This is a genomic window from Streptomyces sp. AM25, from assembly GCF_058146165.1.
Window position 1 is genome coordinate 12,895 of the sequence record NZ_JBKIWN010000043.1, and the last position, 16,299, is coordinate 29,193.

At 66.9% G+C, this 16,299-nt stretch carries 17 protein-coding genes; 2 read left to right on the plus strand and 15 right to left on the minus strand.

What is annotated here, in order from left to right; translation table 11 throughout:
• Positions 1–62: 62 nt before the first annotated feature.
• From ACLHRZ_RS33605 to ACLHRZ_RS33665, 13 genes are all read right to left on the minus strand, one after another.
• The gene (locus ACLHRZ_RS33605; protein ID WP_490422399.1) at positions 63–1,184 is read right to left on the minus strand and encodes an adenosylhomocysteinase; all 1,122 of its coding nucleotides are present in this window, start codon (positions 1,182–1,184) and stop codon (positions 63–65) included.
• A 26-nt stretch (positions 1,185–1,210) separates the two neighbouring features.
• Positions 1,211–2,206, minus strand: a complete 996-nt coding sequence (locus tag ACLHRZ_RS33610) for an NAD-dependent epimerase/dehydratase family protein (protein WP_490422400.1) — start codon at positions 2,204–2,206, stop codon at positions 1,211–1,213.
• Between the two features lie 30 nt (positions 2,207–2,236).
• Positions 2,237–3,073: an aminoglycoside phosphotransferase gene (locus ACLHRZ_RS33615; RefSeq protein WP_490422401.1), complete on the minus strand. Its 837-nt coding sequence runs from the start codon at positions 3,071–3,073 to the stop codon at positions 2,237–2,239.
• A complete protein-coding gene (locus ACLHRZ_RS33620) occupies positions 3,070–3,726 on the minus strand; it encodes a histidine phosphatase family protein (RefSeq protein ID WP_490422402.1) in 657 nt (218 codons plus the stop codon). The genes ACLHRZ_RS33615 and ACLHRZ_RS33620 overlap by 4 nt, the downstream gene beginning before the upstream one ends.
• A complete protein-coding gene (locus ACLHRZ_RS33625; protein WP_490422403.1) occupies positions 3,723–4,487 on the minus strand; it encodes a phosphotransferase in 765 nt (254 codons plus the stop codon). The genes ACLHRZ_RS33620 and ACLHRZ_RS33625 overlap by 4 nt, the downstream gene beginning before the upstream one ends.
• Positions 4,484–5,329 carry a class I SAM-dependent methyltransferase gene (locus ACLHRZ_RS33630; protein WP_490422404.1) on the minus strand — a complete coding sequence of 282 codons (846 nt, stop codon included), beginning with the start codon at positions 5,327–5,329 and terminating at the stop codon, positions 4,484–4,486. The genes ACLHRZ_RS33625 and ACLHRZ_RS33630 overlap by 4 nt, the downstream gene beginning before the upstream one ends.
• 31 nt (positions 5,330–5,360) lie before the next feature.
• A complete protein-coding gene (locus ACLHRZ_RS33635; RefSeq protein WP_490422405.1) occupies positions 5,361–5,873 on the minus strand; it encodes a P-loop NTPase family protein in 513 nt (170 codons plus the stop codon).
• Positions 5,874–5,957: 84 nt separating this feature from the next.
• On the minus strand, positions 5,958–7,010 hold the full coding sequence (locus tag ACLHRZ_RS33640; RefSeq protein WP_490422406.1) for a glycosyltransferase family protein: 1,053 nt from the start codon (positions 7,008–7,010) through the stop codon (positions 5,958–5,960).
• Positions 7,007–8,725: a carbamoyltransferase family protein gene (locus ACLHRZ_RS33645; protein WP_490422407.1), complete on the minus strand. Its 1,719-nt coding sequence runs from the start codon at positions 8,723–8,725 to the stop codon at positions 7,007–7,009. The genes ACLHRZ_RS33640 and ACLHRZ_RS33645 overlap by 4 nt, the downstream gene beginning before the upstream one ends.
• A gap of 5 nt (positions 8,726–8,730) precedes the next feature.
• Positions 8,731–9,678, minus strand: coding sequence for a thymidylate synthase (locus ACLHRZ_RS33650; protein ID WP_490422408.1), 948 nt, complete (start codon positions 9,676–9,678; stop codon positions 8,731–8,733).
• The gene (locus ACLHRZ_RS33655) at positions 9,675–11,543 is read right to left on the minus strand and encodes a glycosyltransferase family protein (RefSeq protein ID WP_490422409.1); all 1,869 of its coding nucleotides are present in this window, start codon (positions 11,541–11,543) and stop codon (positions 9,675–9,677) included. Before ACLHRZ_RS33655 ends, ACLHRZ_RS33650 begins: the two co-directional genes overlap by 4 nt.
• Complete coding sequence (locus ACLHRZ_RS33660; RefSeq protein WP_490422410.1) at positions 11,540–12,205, minus strand: HAD family hydrolase; 666 nt, start codon at positions 12,203–12,205, stop codon at positions 11,540–11,542. The genes ACLHRZ_RS33655 and ACLHRZ_RS33660 overlap by 4 nt, the downstream gene beginning before the upstream one ends.
• A gap of 40 nt (positions 12,206–12,245) precedes the next feature.
• On the minus strand, positions 12,246–13,223 hold the full coding sequence (locus tag ACLHRZ_RS33665) for an ATP-binding protein (RefSeq protein ID WP_490422411.1): 978 nt from the start codon (positions 13,221–13,223) through the stop codon (positions 12,246–12,248).
• Here ACLHRZ_RS33665 and ACLHRZ_RS33670 point away from each other — a divergent pair.
• Positions 13,128–14,483, plus strand: a complete 1,356-nt coding sequence (locus tag ACLHRZ_RS33670) for an NsdA family TPR-like regulatory protein (RefSeq protein ID WP_490422412.1) — start codon at positions 13,128–13,130, stop codon at positions 14,481–14,483. The two genes, ACLHRZ_RS33665 and ACLHRZ_RS33670, sit on opposite strands and share 96 nt — an antisense overlap.
• Before the next feature lie 74 nt (positions 14,484–14,557).
• On the plus strand, positions 14,558–15,049 hold the full coding sequence (locus ACLHRZ_RS33675) for a TrmO family methyltransferase domain-containing protein (protein ID WP_490422413.1): 492 nt from the start codon (positions 14,558–14,560) through the stop codon (positions 15,047–15,049).
• Positions 15,050–15,079: 30 nt separating this feature from the next.
• On the opposite strand, the gene ACLHRZ_RS33680 is transcribed toward ACLHRZ_RS33675, so the two are convergent.
• Complete coding sequence (locus ACLHRZ_RS33680; protein WP_490422414.1) at positions 15,080–15,991, minus strand: hypothetical protein; 912 nt, start codon at positions 15,989–15,991, stop codon at positions 15,080–15,082.
• 70 nt (positions 15,992–16,061) lie between these two features.
• Positions 16,062–16,299 (minus strand): hypothetical protein (locus ACLHRZ_RS33685; RefSeq protein WP_490422415.1); only part of this gene is annotated, 238 nt, incomplete at its 5' end.

Genomic DNA, 16,299 nt, shown 5'->3' on the forward strand with positions numbered 1-16,299 from the left:
CTTGTAGGGTCGGCTCGGGATGTGCCCGCTGAGAGGTACTTGGTCGTGTCGGAGACGACGGTTCACCTGGCGAAGTGATCAAGCCAAAGCTGCGCGATGATCTGCCGGTTGGCTGACGAAACTTCGTGCAGCCCGGAACTGTATGTCTCGCTACTCAGTGCGGCCGTGGCCGCGATTATCTCGGCTTGAACGAGGTGGATATACGTCCCGACAGCAGCGCCATGGACGAAATTGACGGCCTCGCCGTTGGCGAGTACGTAGAAGTAGTGGCCGGTCATCTCGTAGCGGGTCAACTGCTCACCGACTGGCGTCCTCTGGTAGAGACCGTCCAGTGCGTCCAGTTCTAGTTCGTCCTCCGAAGAGGTCACGGATGCGACGTACGCACCATTGCGGAGAGCTTCGAAGTCCCCTTCCTGTAGCGCCAGGTTGCCTGTGGCGCACAGGACGAGTTCGGCGCCGCGGATTGATTCCGTACGGGAGTCGGCCGTACGGAATCCGTGAGTACGGGCCTGTACCCGCTTGACCGGGTCGCGGTCGTAGACGGTGACGCGCAGGTCGTGGTCGCGCAGGGTCTGGGCGATGGCGCGGCCGACCTTCCCGAAGCCGATGACGCAGGCATCCCGGCTCGTGATGATGTCGCCTCGGGCGCGGACCAACGCGTCGGTGGAGAAGACGATCGATCGGCCGACGAGGTGGTCCTCGCAGTCCTTCAACGGTGAGCGGGCCACGGAGAGGACCGGGCACGGTAGGTGGTCCAGGGCTTCGTACCGCTGGTGTCCGTTCTCTGTGTCCTCGACGACACCCAGGACATGGCCGGAGAACTTGTCCACCAGGGTGCCGAGGCTCGGTGCGAAGTACCCGCCGATGTCGAGCAGCACGAGCTCTCGGCCCGGTACGGCGTTCTCCATGAACTCCAAGGCCCTGGCCGAGTCGGAGAACAACTCCCGGCTGAGAGCGTGGACGGCATACTCGCGGCGGACCTCGGAGAGAGCCTGCTGTGTCACGGACTTCGGCTTGGGCAGGACAGCTGCGACCGTGCTGATCCGGTTGATTGCCCGGAGGAACGCCGGCCGTTCGGGCAGCAGGTGGGTGATGACGACCGAGACGGCCTTGGCCTGGGCCGGGAATTGCGCGGTGACTCGCCGGAAGAAGGCGTCCAGCCGTGCCCTTTCAGAACTCTCCACGGCAACTCCTCGTCTTTGCACGGCGATCAGGCGACGCTCCGGTAGGCGGGCTGGGTCATGTATTGCATCTGGGCCCGCATCCCGTTAGGCAGTTCAACCGCTGGCCGCCATCCCAGGACGGCCTCCGCGCGCCGGATGTCGGCGCGGGTGGTCAGGACGTCGCCGTTGCGGACGCTCTCCGCGTGGACCTTGATGTCGCGGCCGGCGAGACTCTGGGCGATGTTGATCACGTCGAGCAGCGAGGCGTTGGCGCCGCCGCCCACGTTGACGATCTCGGTGCCGTCGGAGGCCACTGCAGCGGCCAGGGTGGCAGCCACCACATCGTCGATGTAGGTGAAGTCGCGACGCTGGTGTCCGTCCCCGTAGAGGCGCAGCGGTGCACCTGTGAGCGCGGCATGGAGGGCACGGTGGGTGAACATGTCGCCCCGTTGGCGCGGGCCGTAGACGGTGAAGTACCGCAGGGCGACCACGCTGGTGGGACAGTCGGCTCGGGCAGCGTAGGCGAGACATAGCTGTTCCTCGGCCAACTTGGTGACCGCGTACGGCGAAGCCGGCCTGAGGTGGTCGCTCTCGACGCTCGGCCCGCCGTTGGTGGGGCCATAGACGCTCGAAGAGGACGCCACGACCAGCCGGGGCACACGCATCCGGGCGGCAGCGTCGAGGAGGCGTTGCGTGGCGGTGATGTTGGAGTTCGCGTACTCGCGGAACTGCTCTCCCCATGACGGCCGTACGCCGGGGACGCCAGCCAAGTGGAAGATCACGTCGGCATCGACGAGGAGTGGGTCGATCGCGCAGGTGAGCAGATCAGAGGTGATGTGCAAGTACCCGGCGAAGCCCTGTAACTGGGCGAGATTGGTGAACGCGGCCTGGTCGGTGGCCGGGTCGCGGCGGTCCACTCCGATCACGGTCGAGCCGGTTCGAAGCAGTGCGTGGGCGAGATGGGAGCCGATGAATCCGGCTGCCCCGGTGACCACGGCACGTCGGAGAAGCGGTGCGGCTGACGTGAATGGATCTTCTGGCACGGGACCCTCCAGGGGGAGGTCAGAGGCTGGTCAGGTCAGGCGGGACAGGACGGTGCGACCGTGAGCGGTCAGCGCGAGATCCTTGCGTTCGTGTCCGCGCACGAGGGCGGTGATGGCCTCGATGGCGCCGAAGCTCTCCAGCAGGCGCTGTTCGGTCTCCGTCAGCGCGGTTCCGTACGCGTGGAAGAATGCCTCGCGAAGGTGGGGCGCGGCCTGCCAACGATGGAACTCGAGTCGGGTGAAGTCCCGGACACGGGCATCACGCCGCATATGTTCGAAGTCGCAGACCCAAAAGTCCTCCCCGACCAGCCAGTTCCTCGGTTGGTAGTCGAGGTGGCAGACCGCGCTGTCCATGTGGGTGCGAGCCAGTAGATCCGCAACCTGGAGCAGGTGGCTCCGCTCGGCGGCCGAGACGAGGTCCGCTTCGTTGGCCCTCGTGAGCCATGACCGGAGCCGATTCGCCAGCTCGACTCCCACCGCACCGGTCCTGGGACCCGCTGTGGCGCGATGAAGGGTACCCAGCACGAGTCCCGCATCGTGGTGCGCCTGCGCTTCCTCGACAGAACCCGGAGCGAGCGCGTCCGCAGCGGAACCGCGAGCGGCGGTGAACAGCAGCGTGCATGAGGAGTCCCGCTTGGCCACCAACTCCGGGGCGTGCCCTCGAACGTGGCGTCCCCACGTTGTGTAGGCGTAGGCCTCCTGCTCGTACCGGCTCCGCCGGTCGTGCTGCTTGGCGAAGTAGGAGGTTCCGTCGGCGTCGGTCAGATGGAGCAGGCGGGGCGGGAGAGCCGGCTCGGCGACCGTGCGCACGGGGCCGAGCACCTCTTGGGCGAGTTCGATGCGTGGATCGTCGTGGGCCGTGATCACCTGCGCGCCTCCTTCCATGACGAGGCCAGGTGGGCTGTGTCGTTATGCCTGTCGAGCAGCCAGCGGCGCTGGCCGAGCCGGTTCAGGTGATGCTGCCAACGCGTGATGCAGGCGTGAGAGACGGTGAAGCCCGCCGTCGCCCCCAGAGGGATCGAGAGAAGCACGGTATGCGTGGCGATCACGGTTTCGCTGTGAGCGGCGAACAGCACACGGTCGCCTTCATGCCGGGCGATGAGCTCCCGGAGGAAGTCAGCCGCACGCTGCAGGTAGCCGTTCCAGGTGTCCGAGTCCTCCGCCCACGGCTGATCGGGGTGTGCGTGCGGCCCTCCGTCAGCGGCGGTCTTCACCTCGGCCCAAGGCTTGCCGTCCGCGGCTCCATGGACCGGGCCGTCCAGCCCGGCTTCGATGTGCAGAGGCAGGTCGAGGACCTGGCCGAGGATCGCGCCGGTCTGCCTCAGTCGGATGCGCGGTCCGGCGTAGAGCGTGGTGAAGGGCGTGACCCGGTGCTCGGCGGCCAGCCGCGCAGCTACCCGCTCGACCTGCTCGTATCCCAGGTTGGTGAGACCGGTGCAGGTGGCGGGGCCTCCGACCACACCCTCGGCGTTGCAGTGGGCCTCGCCGTGGCGCACGAAGACGAGTTCCGTGGTGATCACGCGCAGTCCCGAAGTTGTGCGGCACGGATCGGCAGGCGGTGGCGGTAGCCGTGGCGGTCGGCGTACGGGGCGGTCAGAACGGCGTGCAGAGCGATGTAGTCGTCGAGGCGCTCACGCGTCGTGGTTCCGAGCCGGGCGTCGTGGCCCTCGGCGGCTTGGTTGTAGATGGCCAGCGCCTTGTCGACGACGGGCCGGTCGAGCCGACCATAGGTCATGATCAGCGTGGTGATCAGCTTGGCCAGGTCGTACCCGAAGGGAGCGAGCGTGAGGTCGTCCGGGTCGAGGGTGAAGAGCGTTCCGTCCTCGGTGATCAGGAAGTTCCGTGGGTTGCTGTCCTTGTAGAAGGCAGCCGGTCCCTCGGCGGTGCGCTCGAGGAGCGTGTGCATGGCGTGCAGGGCGGCCCGGTCCGGCAAATGTCCCTGTTTCAGCCTGGTACGCAGGGCTGCTGCGCGGACCGGAACGTACTCAGCGAACTCGGTACCGTCGGGGAAAGCGTGGGGCACGTTGACCGGAGCACGGCGCAGGGCGCTGACCCAGGCCGTTCCGTGGGCGTCCCCCAGTACGGCCGCCAGCCGCGGAAGGTCCCCCGGTTCGGCATGGCGGCCGTGGATCTTCTCGAAGGTCAGGCTCAGCCGGCCGACCGCCGTAAGGGACGGTTGCTGAAGCGGCTGAGCGTGGTCGGCGAGCCATGCGTAGTGACGGGCCGCGGCGGCGGTCTGCGCGGGGCTCTTATAGATCTTGGTGAAGCAGACGATCTTCACGCACGTCCTCCTCGGTGTCCGGTTACGACGTAGGTGACGACGGAGCTTGTGCTGATCGGCTGGTCCGGGATGAGTCGGTGGAGGGCGGCGGCCAGGGCGCCGGGATTGCGGTACAGGCCCGGAGGCAGGTCGTACTTCGGGTTGGTGGCGAGGTACTCGGCCGCGTGATCGTGCCCGTCGAAAGTGAAGAGGTGCTCGTCGTGCTCGGTCGCGATCACATCGAGGTGGTGACCGGCGAGTTCGGCGAGGTTGTCGCTGTGGGCGGAGACGTAGAGGCTCTCGTGCTGATCGGCGCGCGGGTCCAGGCCGGCGGTGGCTAGCAGGAAATCCATGGAGCTGTAGCTGTTGAGCGCCTTGGTGACGAGAACCGCCAAGCCGTCGGTGGCGAGGATGCGGGCGATCTCCGCGATCGCTTCCGCAGGACGGGGCGAGTGGTAGAGACAGAAGGCGGCGACGGCCAGATCGCAGGACCTGTCCGGTAACGGCAGATGGTGGAAGTCCGCCTGGAGAAAGCCGACTTGAACGTCGGCTACGCGTCCCACGCGTTTCCTCGATTCGGCGATCATGGCGGGTGAGGCATCGATGCCGACAAGGCGGTGGGGGAGGAGTTGTTCGGCCAGAACCCGGCTGCTGGTTCCGCGACCGCAGCCGATGTCGACCACGATGTCCAGTCGTCGTGCTGGATCAGTACGGTGCGTTTGGGCCAGCTGGACGATGGTGTCGGGCACCGGGCGGCCGGCGACTTTGGCCCGCATCAGTGCGTTGGAGCGGCTGGCCAGCCGGGTGGCGTGGCCGTAGAGCTCCTCCTGCCGCTGGGGGTCGAGGAACGGGTTGATCCTCATGCTCCGCACCCCCGTCGGGAGTGCGGTCGGATCAGGACTGCCGAGCGGCGGTCTCCCGCAGCCAGCGTCGCGTCTGCCGTCGACCGGTCAGGAACACGACGTCGGCATGTCCGGCGGCGAACTGTTCGATCTTGGAGAAGACACGGGGGCGCATCTTGCGCCGATAGGTGATCACGTACTTGATCACGTCCCAGTTGATCCGGTTGTGCACCCCATTGCCCTTGTGTCCGGCCCCATGCCGGATCTGGCGTGAGAAGATCCCCCACAGGGCGGTCGGCGTGGAGACGTCCATCATGACCACGGTGTCGCAGGCTTCGAGCCGGATCTGCAGCGTGGAGTTGTAGTTGCCGTCGATCACCCACGCCGGCTGTGCCACGAGGTCGCGCTGCACTGCGGCGAATTTCTCCATGGGCAGCCGATTCCACTCGTCGTCGTAGAACGCGGCGTCGAGATGCGTCACCGGAGCGTCCAGGATCCTGCCCAGGGCGCGGCCCACGTGCGACTTGCCGCTGCCTCCGCAGCCGACGATGGCGACCTTCCTCATGGTGCTCCACCCTAGAGGTGCTCGAGTGCGTGAAAGGACCGGTCGCCGAAACCCGTACGGATGGCGCCGAGGCCGTGCGCTTCATCAGGCGGCTCCTCGCTGCTGGCCGGCAGCGCCCGTGACCTGGTCCAGGACCGTCTCCAGCGCGTGCACCTGGCGGCTGAGCCGGAAGGTCTCCAGGTGGCCGAGACAGTTCGAGATCAGTTGGACGTGCCTGCGGCTGCCCGCGATCTTTTGGAATTCGGTGATCCGCTGGACCACCTGGGGGCCGGTGTTCACGATCAAGTCTTCGGGGACGAACTGATCGACGTGCCGGATGTGGGCCGGGGCCAACGGCAGGCACCCCGCGAGTACGGCTTCGAAGATCCGTTGTGTGACCTGCCCGACCTCGGCATACCGATCGGGCAGTAGCAGCACCGTGGCCAAGACGTGGCTGTAGAGGCGGTGGACGTCCTCGAAGGGGATCCGGCCGCGGAAGGAGACGTGCGGCCACCGCTTGGTGTCCGTCCATTTGCCGCCGACCTCGTGCTGGAAGCAGGCGGCCGCCGGCGCGAAGAATCGGTCGAACTGTTCATCCCTGTCGTATTGATTACCGACGTACCCCAACGCGATCTCGCGCGGTGTCTCGGCGAGGGCGGCCGGATCCGCCTCGTCCAGCAGCTGGTCGTCGACAGGGAACAGCAGGCGGTGGGCGCCGGGCGTGGGATCAATGGCGGCCTCGCACACTGCGACCCTCTCCTTACGGCGCCAGACGCTGTCGCCGCGCAGCCGGCGGTCTTTGTCCCAGATCACCGTGGGTGTATGACGAGCCAGTGTGTACCGCTTGATGAGTTCGGCCTGGCGGTGAAGATCGCAGGTGTGGCCTTCGGCGCCGCACGGGGTGGTGTTCCGCCCGGTGATGGGCCACCGCCATTCGAGGAACAGCACGTCGATGTCAGGGAGACCCAGGTCGAAGGCGTATCCGTTGCTGAGGTCGTCCCCCGCTTCGAGAAGATCGCGATTGGCCTGTAGGAAAACGATCTCGTGGTCGTGAGCGAGGAGAGCGTCGATCAGCGGCCGGCGGTGGCTCCGGCCTCCGTCAGGGGTGTCGGTGATCCCGTTGCCGAGGAAGCCCCAGAAGCTGTATCCGATCTTCATTTGCTGATCCACCGGCCTTCCAGCAGCAGAGCGTCGAGTCCGGAGGAGACCAGACAGTCGAGGGCCATCTCCGGGGTTCCGCAGATGGGCTTGCCCTTGACGTTGAGCGAGGTGTTGATCAGAACCGGCACGCCCGTGCGGCGGTCAAAGGCTTGAAGTACGTCGTACAGGAAGGGGTTCTGGCTCTTGGCGACGGTCTGCAGGCGTGAAGTGCCGTTGCAGTGGACGACGGTGGGTAGGTGTGTGCGGGCGTTGTCCGTCACTCCAGAGGCCATGGACATGTACGGCGCGCCCTGGCCGAGCGTGAAGAACTCCGCCGCTCGGTCGGCGGTGACGACCGGGGCGAACGGCCGGAATGGTTCCCGGAACTTCACCGTGGCGTTGAGTCGCTCCACCACTTTGGGTTCCAAGGGGGAGGCCAGGATCGAGCGGTTGCCGAGTGCCCGGGGACCGGCTTCTATGCGGCCCTGGAAGAGCCCGACGATCAACCCGTTGGCAAGTTGCTCGGCGAGGAATTCCGCAGCCTCTGCCCCGAGCGCCTTCTGCCGGAGGGCCGGCCATCGTGTGAGGTCGAGATCGGGTTCCGGGTAGCACGGCCCGAGGTAACAGGAGCGCGCGACACCAGACAGAGGGCGGCGATTGCCGATGCCGGAGTGAACAGCGAGCGCGGCGCCGATGGCCGTGCCGGCATCGCCCGGCGCCGGCGGTACGAAGACCTCGTCGAAGATCCCCGACTCGACGATCCGCCCGACGCCGACGCAGTTCGTGGCCACCCCACCACCCAGGCACAACCGGCGTGAACCGGTGATCGCGCGGGCGCGCCGTGCCAGGTGGAGCATCACCTGCTCGGTGCGTTCCTGCAGCGCTGCGGCCAGGTCCCGGTGAACGCCACGGAGCGGTTCGTCCGGTCGCCGGGCCGGGCAGGTCTCGTCGAGGAAGCGGCGAGAAGTCCGCGCATAGCCGGACGTGAGGACGCGTGGTGGGAAGTAGTCCGCATCCAGGGAGAAGCCCCGGACAGTGATGTGGATCGCGCGGGCGAACAGACGGCGGAAGCGAGTCGGGTCACCGAGGGCGGCGAGCGCCATCACGGTGCCTTCCTCGTCGCCGCGCCGCCAGCCCAGGTGTTCCGTGACTGCTCCGTATACGTAGCCCAGCGAGGCTGGATCGTAGAGCGCCTCCAGCGTGCGTACGGTGGGAAGGCCCGCGCGGTGGCCGTGGGCGATGGTCGTGGTCTGCCGCTCGCCGAGGCTGTCCACCACCACGACGGCGGACTCACTCCACCCTGAAGCCGCAAAGGCCGTCAGCTGATGGGCACGGTGGTGCAGCACAGGCATGACGCGGGCCGAGGAGAACCGCCGGCCGAGGGACTGGACCCGTCGCCGGGTACGCAGGGCCACCTTGGCAAAGCCCGCGGCCCTCGGGAGTGCCCGGGAACGAGCCGTGCTCGACAAGCCCAGGCCCAGGGCCGCGGGAACTTCGGCAAGGTAACAGGAGGGCCGGAAGTTGTACGCGACGGCGTCGACGTGACCGGGCTTGAGACCCGCCTCCCCCAGGAGCCAGGCCACGGCATGGTGAGGGTAGTCGCGAGTGTGTTTCACCCCGGTGAGGCGCTCCTCCTCGACGAAGCCGACCAGCTTCCCGTCGACGAGGAGGGCCGAGGAGGAGTCGTGGGTGAAGGAGCACAGACCGAGGATGACGGTGGGGGTGTTGCCCACGGTTGTCACCTCGCCCCGGCAGGTGTCGAGTTGCCGGCGCGACGGGCGAGTTCGCTGTACCAACCGACCAATGCTTCGCTGAGCGGGCCGTTGATCGAGTCAGCGGTGCGCCACGCTTGTTCGCGAAGCCCGTCCTTCCAGAGCCGGTAGCTTCGCATGGTCTCCGCCATGGCCCTCCAGCCCGGATGCTCCGCCTCGTCGCCGGCCTTGACCCGCCCGAGGAGCTTGTCGAAGCCGTCCCAGGACGTGGCGAGTTCGGGCATCACGCGGCTGGCGACCACCTCGGTCAGGGCGTCCGCCTCGGGAAGGTCGCGCTCGTAGATGTGGAGGGAGCCGATGTGGTGGTGGTACTCGCCCAACTCCGCGTCGAGCCACCCGGCGACCAGCTCGTGCAGCGTGGTGTAGAAGAAGAGGTCGTACGGCATCCCGATCCATACGTCCTGGCCGCGCATCGTGGTCGACATGTGCAGGCGGCCCGCGCGCAGGTGGAAGCGGAATCCGAGTGTGCAGGGGACGTCCTTGTGCCCGGCGGTGTCCCGAGCCGGGTCGTAGAGCTGGATCAGTGCCCGGCGTGAGTCGGGGTCGCCCTTGAGGATCTCGACGACGCGATGGAGCTGATCCGTCTGGCCGGCCCAGTTCCGCATCCGCGGCCCGTAGGCACCCTTCAGTACGCCGTCATCGGCGTACTGCCTCAGCCGCCCGTTGTACCTGTAGATCCACGGGGCATCGCTGCCCGAGAGGTGCCATACGGTCTCGGCCACCGCGAAGGCGGGGTTCGGGACCCTGGTCGGCGGCGCGTACAGAAGCCGAGCCCGGGGTTGGGTCAGCGTCACGCTGACGTCCAGGACTTCGCGGGTCGCCATGCCGCGCGGGCTGACCTTCTCGCCGTTCTTGGCCAAGGTCACGAGCGCGGTGAAGAGTTCGGAAACACTATCGGCGGTCAGACTCGTCATTCGTCGGAACTCCCTTCGCCAACGGCAGGGCTGACCTGGAGCTCGTTGGCGTCGTGGTGGACAGGGGAGTGCGGTGCAGCCGCGGTATGTGATCGGCTGACGATGAGCTGGGCGATATCCGCAGCGCTGCTGCCACTCCATCGACACACCACGTCGATGGCCTCCTTCGTGACCCGCGGGTCGGGGTCGGGCAGCGCACCGAGTGCGGAGGCAATGTCGTCAGCGGTTCGGCAGGAGCGGGCCAGGCCGTGATCCACTAGGCCGAGCGTCCGTTCGCCCGGCAGGTCGAGTTCGAGGACCGGGACACCCAGAAGGACCGCTTCGATGCCACAGGTCGAGGAAGCGCTGACCACCGTGTCCGCGCCGGCGAGGCAGCCACGGGCCCCGACCTGTGGATCAGCCAGGGCGATCGACATCTCCTCGACCTCTTCGAGCAGGTCGTCGAAGGCGTTGAGGGCCTGCGCCGGATGCGGTGCAATGACCAGCCCCCAGTGGCCGGTTACCTTCTGCAGGCCGCCCAGGATGATGTCGGCCTGGCGGCGAAGGCGGTCCGGCCCGAAGGGCTGGGTGGCCCAGACCGCGATGCGCTCCGGCGCAGGGTTACCGACGGTGGTCAGCAGTTTGCGCAGGTAGCGGTGTTGCGTTTCATGGCGGAGTCCGTCGAGGGCGTCGAAGCGAGGCTGCCCGAGCACGTGGATCTCCGCTCCGGGATGCCGGGCCCAGGCTTTCGCCGGTGCGACGTCGCGTTCCCCCATGACGACGATCTGGCGACTGTGCAGGGTCGGCCACGCCACCGACCCGGGTACCCAGGCGCCGTGTTGGACGTACACGGTGTTCGCCCCGTGCCGCTCGGCGACATGGACTCCCAGGGCGCCGAGCGGGCTCGTATCGTTGCTGACGAGCACGGTGTGCGGGGAGACGTCGTTGAGGAGATCGTCGAGCCACCGCTCTGTGCGCACGGTGGCGTACCACGACGGTTGAGTGCATCCGCCGGGCAACTCAACGAGTGCTGCGGCCAGTCGCTCCAGCCGATTCAACAGGATCGTGTGCTGGCCGACTTGAACGGTGCAGTCGTTTGCCCTCAGGGGATCGCGGGTGCCATTCAGCTCTGGGACCGTGCCGGAGGAGGCAAGGAACGCGGTGGGAGCGGTCCGGAGTCCGATGGCTTTGGAGGAGGTCTTCGGGCAGCGTTCCCTGGGGTCGCTGGCCAGATCGACGAGCAGGCCCGACTGCCCCTTTTCGACCAGCTTTTCAAGAACCGGCAGCAGGGTCTGCCAGTGTCGCGAGGACCAGGTGAGGGCGACGATCTCGGCCTTGGACGCGGGCGGGGGTGGGGGTTCCGGTGGGGCTTCAGCGTCCGGGGAGCGAGTACCGAGCTCGTACAGCCCAGCTGAGTACGCTCGGTTGTACAGGGTGTCCGCCCCCAGTGCGAACGCGATGCCCGACCAGGTCACGGTGTACGCGCGGTACTCGTGCGAGCTGCTCTCGCGCACATTGATCAGGCCCTCGTGCGGGGCGGGCCGAAGGGGCCCGGGGGAACGTGCGAACGGTTCCCAAGCACTCAACGCCCGCAACTTGCGCACCAACTGGCTCACCAGGCGACGTACGGGAACATGCTGCACGTACAGCCACGAAGCGCCGCCCGGAGTTGTTGCACGGTGAGAGCTGTATGCCTCCAGTGCCGCCATCATGCTTTCGACGTGTGTGTCCAGTTCGCGCTGTTCGACGGGGAGAGCCTCAAGGTTCCTCGTCGCGGTCCACTCAGATGACGGCACGCCTGCCAGGCTGTCGACTCCGACGAGCGCCCAACCGATCGACTCATCGAGGGGAATTCGGGTGACACAGAGTGCGCTGGGTCGCGTCATGGCAGTTCGCCCTGGGTGACGCGCGATGGCTGGCGGCCTGTGGCGAGCAGCCGGAGCAGGTCCTCGGGCGTACGCGCGACCTGCTCGAGCGGATCCCCTGGGGAGCCGTAGCCCCAGGCCGCGTGAACGTACTCGACACCCGCTCGGCGCGAGGCCTCGTGGTCGACGTCCATATCGCCCACGAACACCGCCTGGGCAGGGTCGACGCCGAAGTCCACGAGCGCGAGGAGCAGGGTGTCCGGTGCCGGCTTGCCCCGTGCCGTACCGCCTGCAGTGCGGACGGTGCCGAAGGGGCAGCCGAGTTGAGCCAGGAGCGGTGCTGCACGGTCGAGGGGCTTGGACGTAACGACGCCGAGCAACCAGCCTGCCTCGACGAAGGCGTGGAGTACTTCATCCATGCCTTCGAACGGTCGCCCAAGGAAGGATGCGGCCTTCGACGCGGCCGAGTACGTCTGATGGATCAGACGGGTATCGGTGAGGCCGAGGCGCTCCATGATGTCGTCGAAGGGGCGTCCCAAGTACCGCTCGTAGTCCTCGAACGGAACGGTGATGCCGTGGTGCCGCTGGACCGCCGACCATGCCTCCCGCATGACGGGGCGAGTATCAAGGAGCACGCCGTCCAGGTCGAGGAGCAGGGCCTGCTGCGTTGCAACGGTATTCATCTTTTCCCTCGGTTGTGAACTTTCGGGGCACTGCTGAGGGTCAGGCCGCAGGAGTCGGGCCTCGACGGCGTACGAATGCGAGCACGCGCTTGCCGCTGCCGTCCTCTTTGGGGCAGACGGTCCATGAATCCGCTTCGGCTGCCACCAGCAGTAGTCCGCGTCCGCCGAGTTCCTCGGGACTGGGCCTGCGGGGCGCCGGAGTATTGAGGGAGTTGTCCTCCACTTCGATGCCCACCACGCTGCCTTGCACGGCGATGGTCAGCGTGAGGTGGTCGGCCTCCCCGTTGGCCGCCGCGGCCGTGGAGCCACCGGCGTTGGTTCGCGATCCTCCGTGGCGCTCTGCGTTCGTGGTGAGTTCGCTGACGATCAGGACGGTGCGGTCCATGACGTCCTCGAAGCCCCAAGCGGTGAGCATTGCCCGAGCGAAGGACCGGGCGGTTCCAGGAGCCCTGTCGTCGGAGACCAGGGTCAGGCTCTCCCGGTGCTCGGGGGCCTCGATGACGGATGTGGGAAGCCTGGGTGTGTTGACGAATCCGGCCCGACGAAGTCTGCCGAGGACTCGACGGATCACCTCGATCGGCACTACGGCGGCCCTCTCTGGCGGCGCTCCCCTCCAGGTGGCACCTCTCTCGCGAGGCGTCGGCTTCGCGGTCCTGACGCCTTCCCAGCGAAGTGTCGGATCGCGCTCCGGTGACCTGCGCTCACCTGCAGGCACTCGCGTACCCGAAGCGGCCTGCTGCCCTGAGTTCACCGGATTCCTCCCGAGGGAAGGCCAGTTGGTGGTTTCGTTGACGTTGAGCGAACCGTGAATCACGGCCGGTCGGTATCCCCGGCCGGATGGCGGTGCCGTCAAACCCGTCAAAGATCGTTTTGTGGACAGGAGCTCACTATGGCTCGTGGGCGCAACGAGAAACTGGCTGCAGTGATCGCCGAAACCCGCTGGTCGCAGACGAAGGTCGCGGCCGCCGTGGTCCGCGTTGCCGCCGAGGTGGGTGCCGATGAGCTGCTCGGCACTCACCGCTCACACGTCGCCATGTGGGTGGCCGGAACGCAGCCGTCCGGAAGGGCGCCCCAAATCCTGTGCGAGGCTCTGTCGCGTCGGCTTCAACGCCCCATCACCCCTGCCGAGATCGGCCTCTGCGGCCCGATCTCGGGTGCGGTCATGGCATCCGAATGGGACCTCGATACGCTGACCGCGTTGGTGGACCTCGGGAGAAGCAACGTGGATCTGGAGCGGCGGCAAGTTCTCGCCCGGGCGGCGTACTCGGTGGCGGGGCTTGCCCTTCCCGGACCGTCCTGGTGGGACGCGGCTCCCGCGCGGGCGCGATCACGCGTGGCTGCGACAGCGCGGCGAGTCGGCGCTGCAGAGATCAAGGCCGTGCAGGAAATGACGGCGTTCTTCTCCCAACGTGACCAGCTGCGCGGTGGAGTGGACGGGCGCACTGCGCTCTCCCAGTACCTCTGTGATGACGTCGCGAGCTACGTCGGAGGTGTCTTCGCCAGTGACGAATCACGAAGCCGTCTGCTTTCCGCGACTGCCGAGCTGGTGTACGTGGCGGGTTGGATGAGCTTCGATGCCTCCGACCATGAGGTGGCCAGGCGATACTTCACGCTGGCCGTGACCATGGCCGCGGAGGCCGAAGACGCGCCGCTGGAGGGGCACGTCTTACGGGCCATGGCGCACCAGGCGACGGACCTCGGGCACCCCAAAGACGGGATGAACCTGGCGATGGCGTCGTTCGAACGCAAGCGTTACAGCCTCGCCTGCCCACGGGAGCGAGCACTGCTCGGCGTGGTGCAAGCACGCAGCCTGGCGGCGGCCGGACAGAAGCGCGAGGCGATAACTGCCCTGCTCCGGGCAGAGGATGACCTCGCCGCAGCGACGGCGGGAGGTAACGAACCGGCTCGTGTCTGGTTCTTCTCCGAGGCCAGCCTGGCGCACGAAACCGCTCGCACCCTGTCAGAACTCGGCGACCTTCATGGAGCGCAGAACGAGTTTCGACGAAGCGTCCGTACACGGAAGGCGGACACCTTCAGCCGGACCCATGCGGTGACCCTGGGATACCTCGGGGAGGTGGAAGCACGCCAGGGCAACCTTGAAGCGGCTTGCGGCACGTGGGCGCGTGCCCTGGACGTGATGGACAGCGTCCAGTCCGGCAGGGCGCGCGACACGGTGGTCAACATGCGCCGCGTTCTCTCCCCGTTCCGCCACCGGGGAATTGGTGCCGCGACCGAGATCGACGAAAGGGCCAGGGCCATGCTGGGGCGGGTAACCTGACCGCGCCACCGTGGCGTGGGCTTGCAGCGCATAAATGTCTGCTACGCCGTGATTAGAAGGAATGGGGGGTGCCTGTGTCCGCACAGTTCATTGAGGTGCCGGTTGTCGCCAGGGTGGTCGGTGGCCACACAAAATGTGGCGATGACTTCCAAGGCGGCGTGGAGTCCATCATCCGGCTGAATTCGGACTACCCCCTCGAGACGCTGCAAGGGATCGAGGACTTCTCGCACCTCATTGTCATCTGGCGTTTCCATGAGGCATCTCCCGATGACATCGCGCTGCACGCCCGCAGCGCCAGGAACAATCCCGACTGGCCGGTGACCGGCACGTTCGTCCACCGCAATCACCGCCGACCCGCCCAGATCGCCACCTCATTCCCACAGCTGCTCGGGGTGGACGGGCGGGACTTGCGCGTGACCGACTTGGACGCTGTTGATGGCACGCCGATCATCGACTTCGCGCCGTATTTCCAGGAGATGGGACCCCGAGGAGTGCTTGAGCAGCCGACGTGGCCGTCCGAGATGCTCCGGGACTACTGGAAGGCCGCGAACCGGCGCCTCGGGTGATCGGAGGTGAATGTGTAGCCAACTTCTCGCTCACCCTCGCGTTAGAGCCGGAACGTTGCCTCCAGCATTGCCTTCCTCAAGTGCTCGGCGGAGCTGTTCGAGTTTGGGAGGAAGGAGGTGAGCGAGCCCGTAACGGAGGCGGCCGACGTTGTAACTGCGGATCAGGCCGCGTTGCTGTAGGGGCATCCCCGCTCTCCGAGGCGTGTGCTGGCCGTCTCTTCCGGCAGTTCCCGCGTGGTTGTGGGAGAGCGATACCCATAGGGCGGAAGCGCTGCCCTGCAGCGTTTCCGTGAGGTCGGCACGTACGGGAAGCCACTTCTTCATGGCCGCTTGGCCCAGAGGCGACAAGGCGATGTCTTCGCTCACCGGAGGGGAATCGGTACCGTGCTGCGGGCTGCGGATCACACGGATGCTAATGAAGTCTTCCGTCAGGTGATCAATCCGCTGAGCCACCAACTCCCCTGCGCGAGCCCGGGTATCGAGCACGGCGATGACCATCGCGACGAACCGTGCGTGCCCGGGAGACCGGTGCCGCTGCACCTCGTTGCCGAGCCGCTTCCTTAGCTCTCTCAAGCGCTTCTGATCAGGGGTCGGGCGTGGTTCGACCGGGATCAGCGCTTCCCGGGGAAGGGGAGGAAGCCCAGCAGCCTGACGGATCAAGTCCAGGCAGTCGAGCCGGGTGATATTGGTGGCCGGTGCGGTTGGTGGCTTCTCCCCGTTCACCAGGCGGCTGCGTAGGGCGCCGGTCTGGGCCACGGCGGCGTACGACGTCAGAGTGCGGTCAGCGAGAAGGTGATCAAGATTGAAGCGGGCCGTGGGGGGCAGCACTCCCTGGGCCAGGGCTGTCGAGAGCTCTTGGCGGACCATGTTCAGCTGGCGCTGTCGTGCTGTCCCCGCTGGTAGGGGAAGCATGTCCAACGCGCTCAGGGATGGGTACGGCATGCGTTGATTGTCGCTCTCTACAACCTGGCCTGTGGGGCTGATGACGACCACCAGATGGTGTGAGGGTCCGTCAGGTCTTCGTGTCCTCCTGCCGACGCAGGCGCCGGAGACGGCGGAATGCCGTCACGGTGTGGACAGAGCCAGTCGTGGTGAGGAGGAGGGCTTCGAACGGGCGGTGGTGCCGGGGCAGTTCGCCCGAGACGAGGAGTACCGCGATTGCCGCCACGAACGTGGACAGCACCCGGTGGAACCGGGCTACTTCGGAGTGCGGCCAGTCCTCGGCCTTATCAAGTTGTCTGTGGCGGATG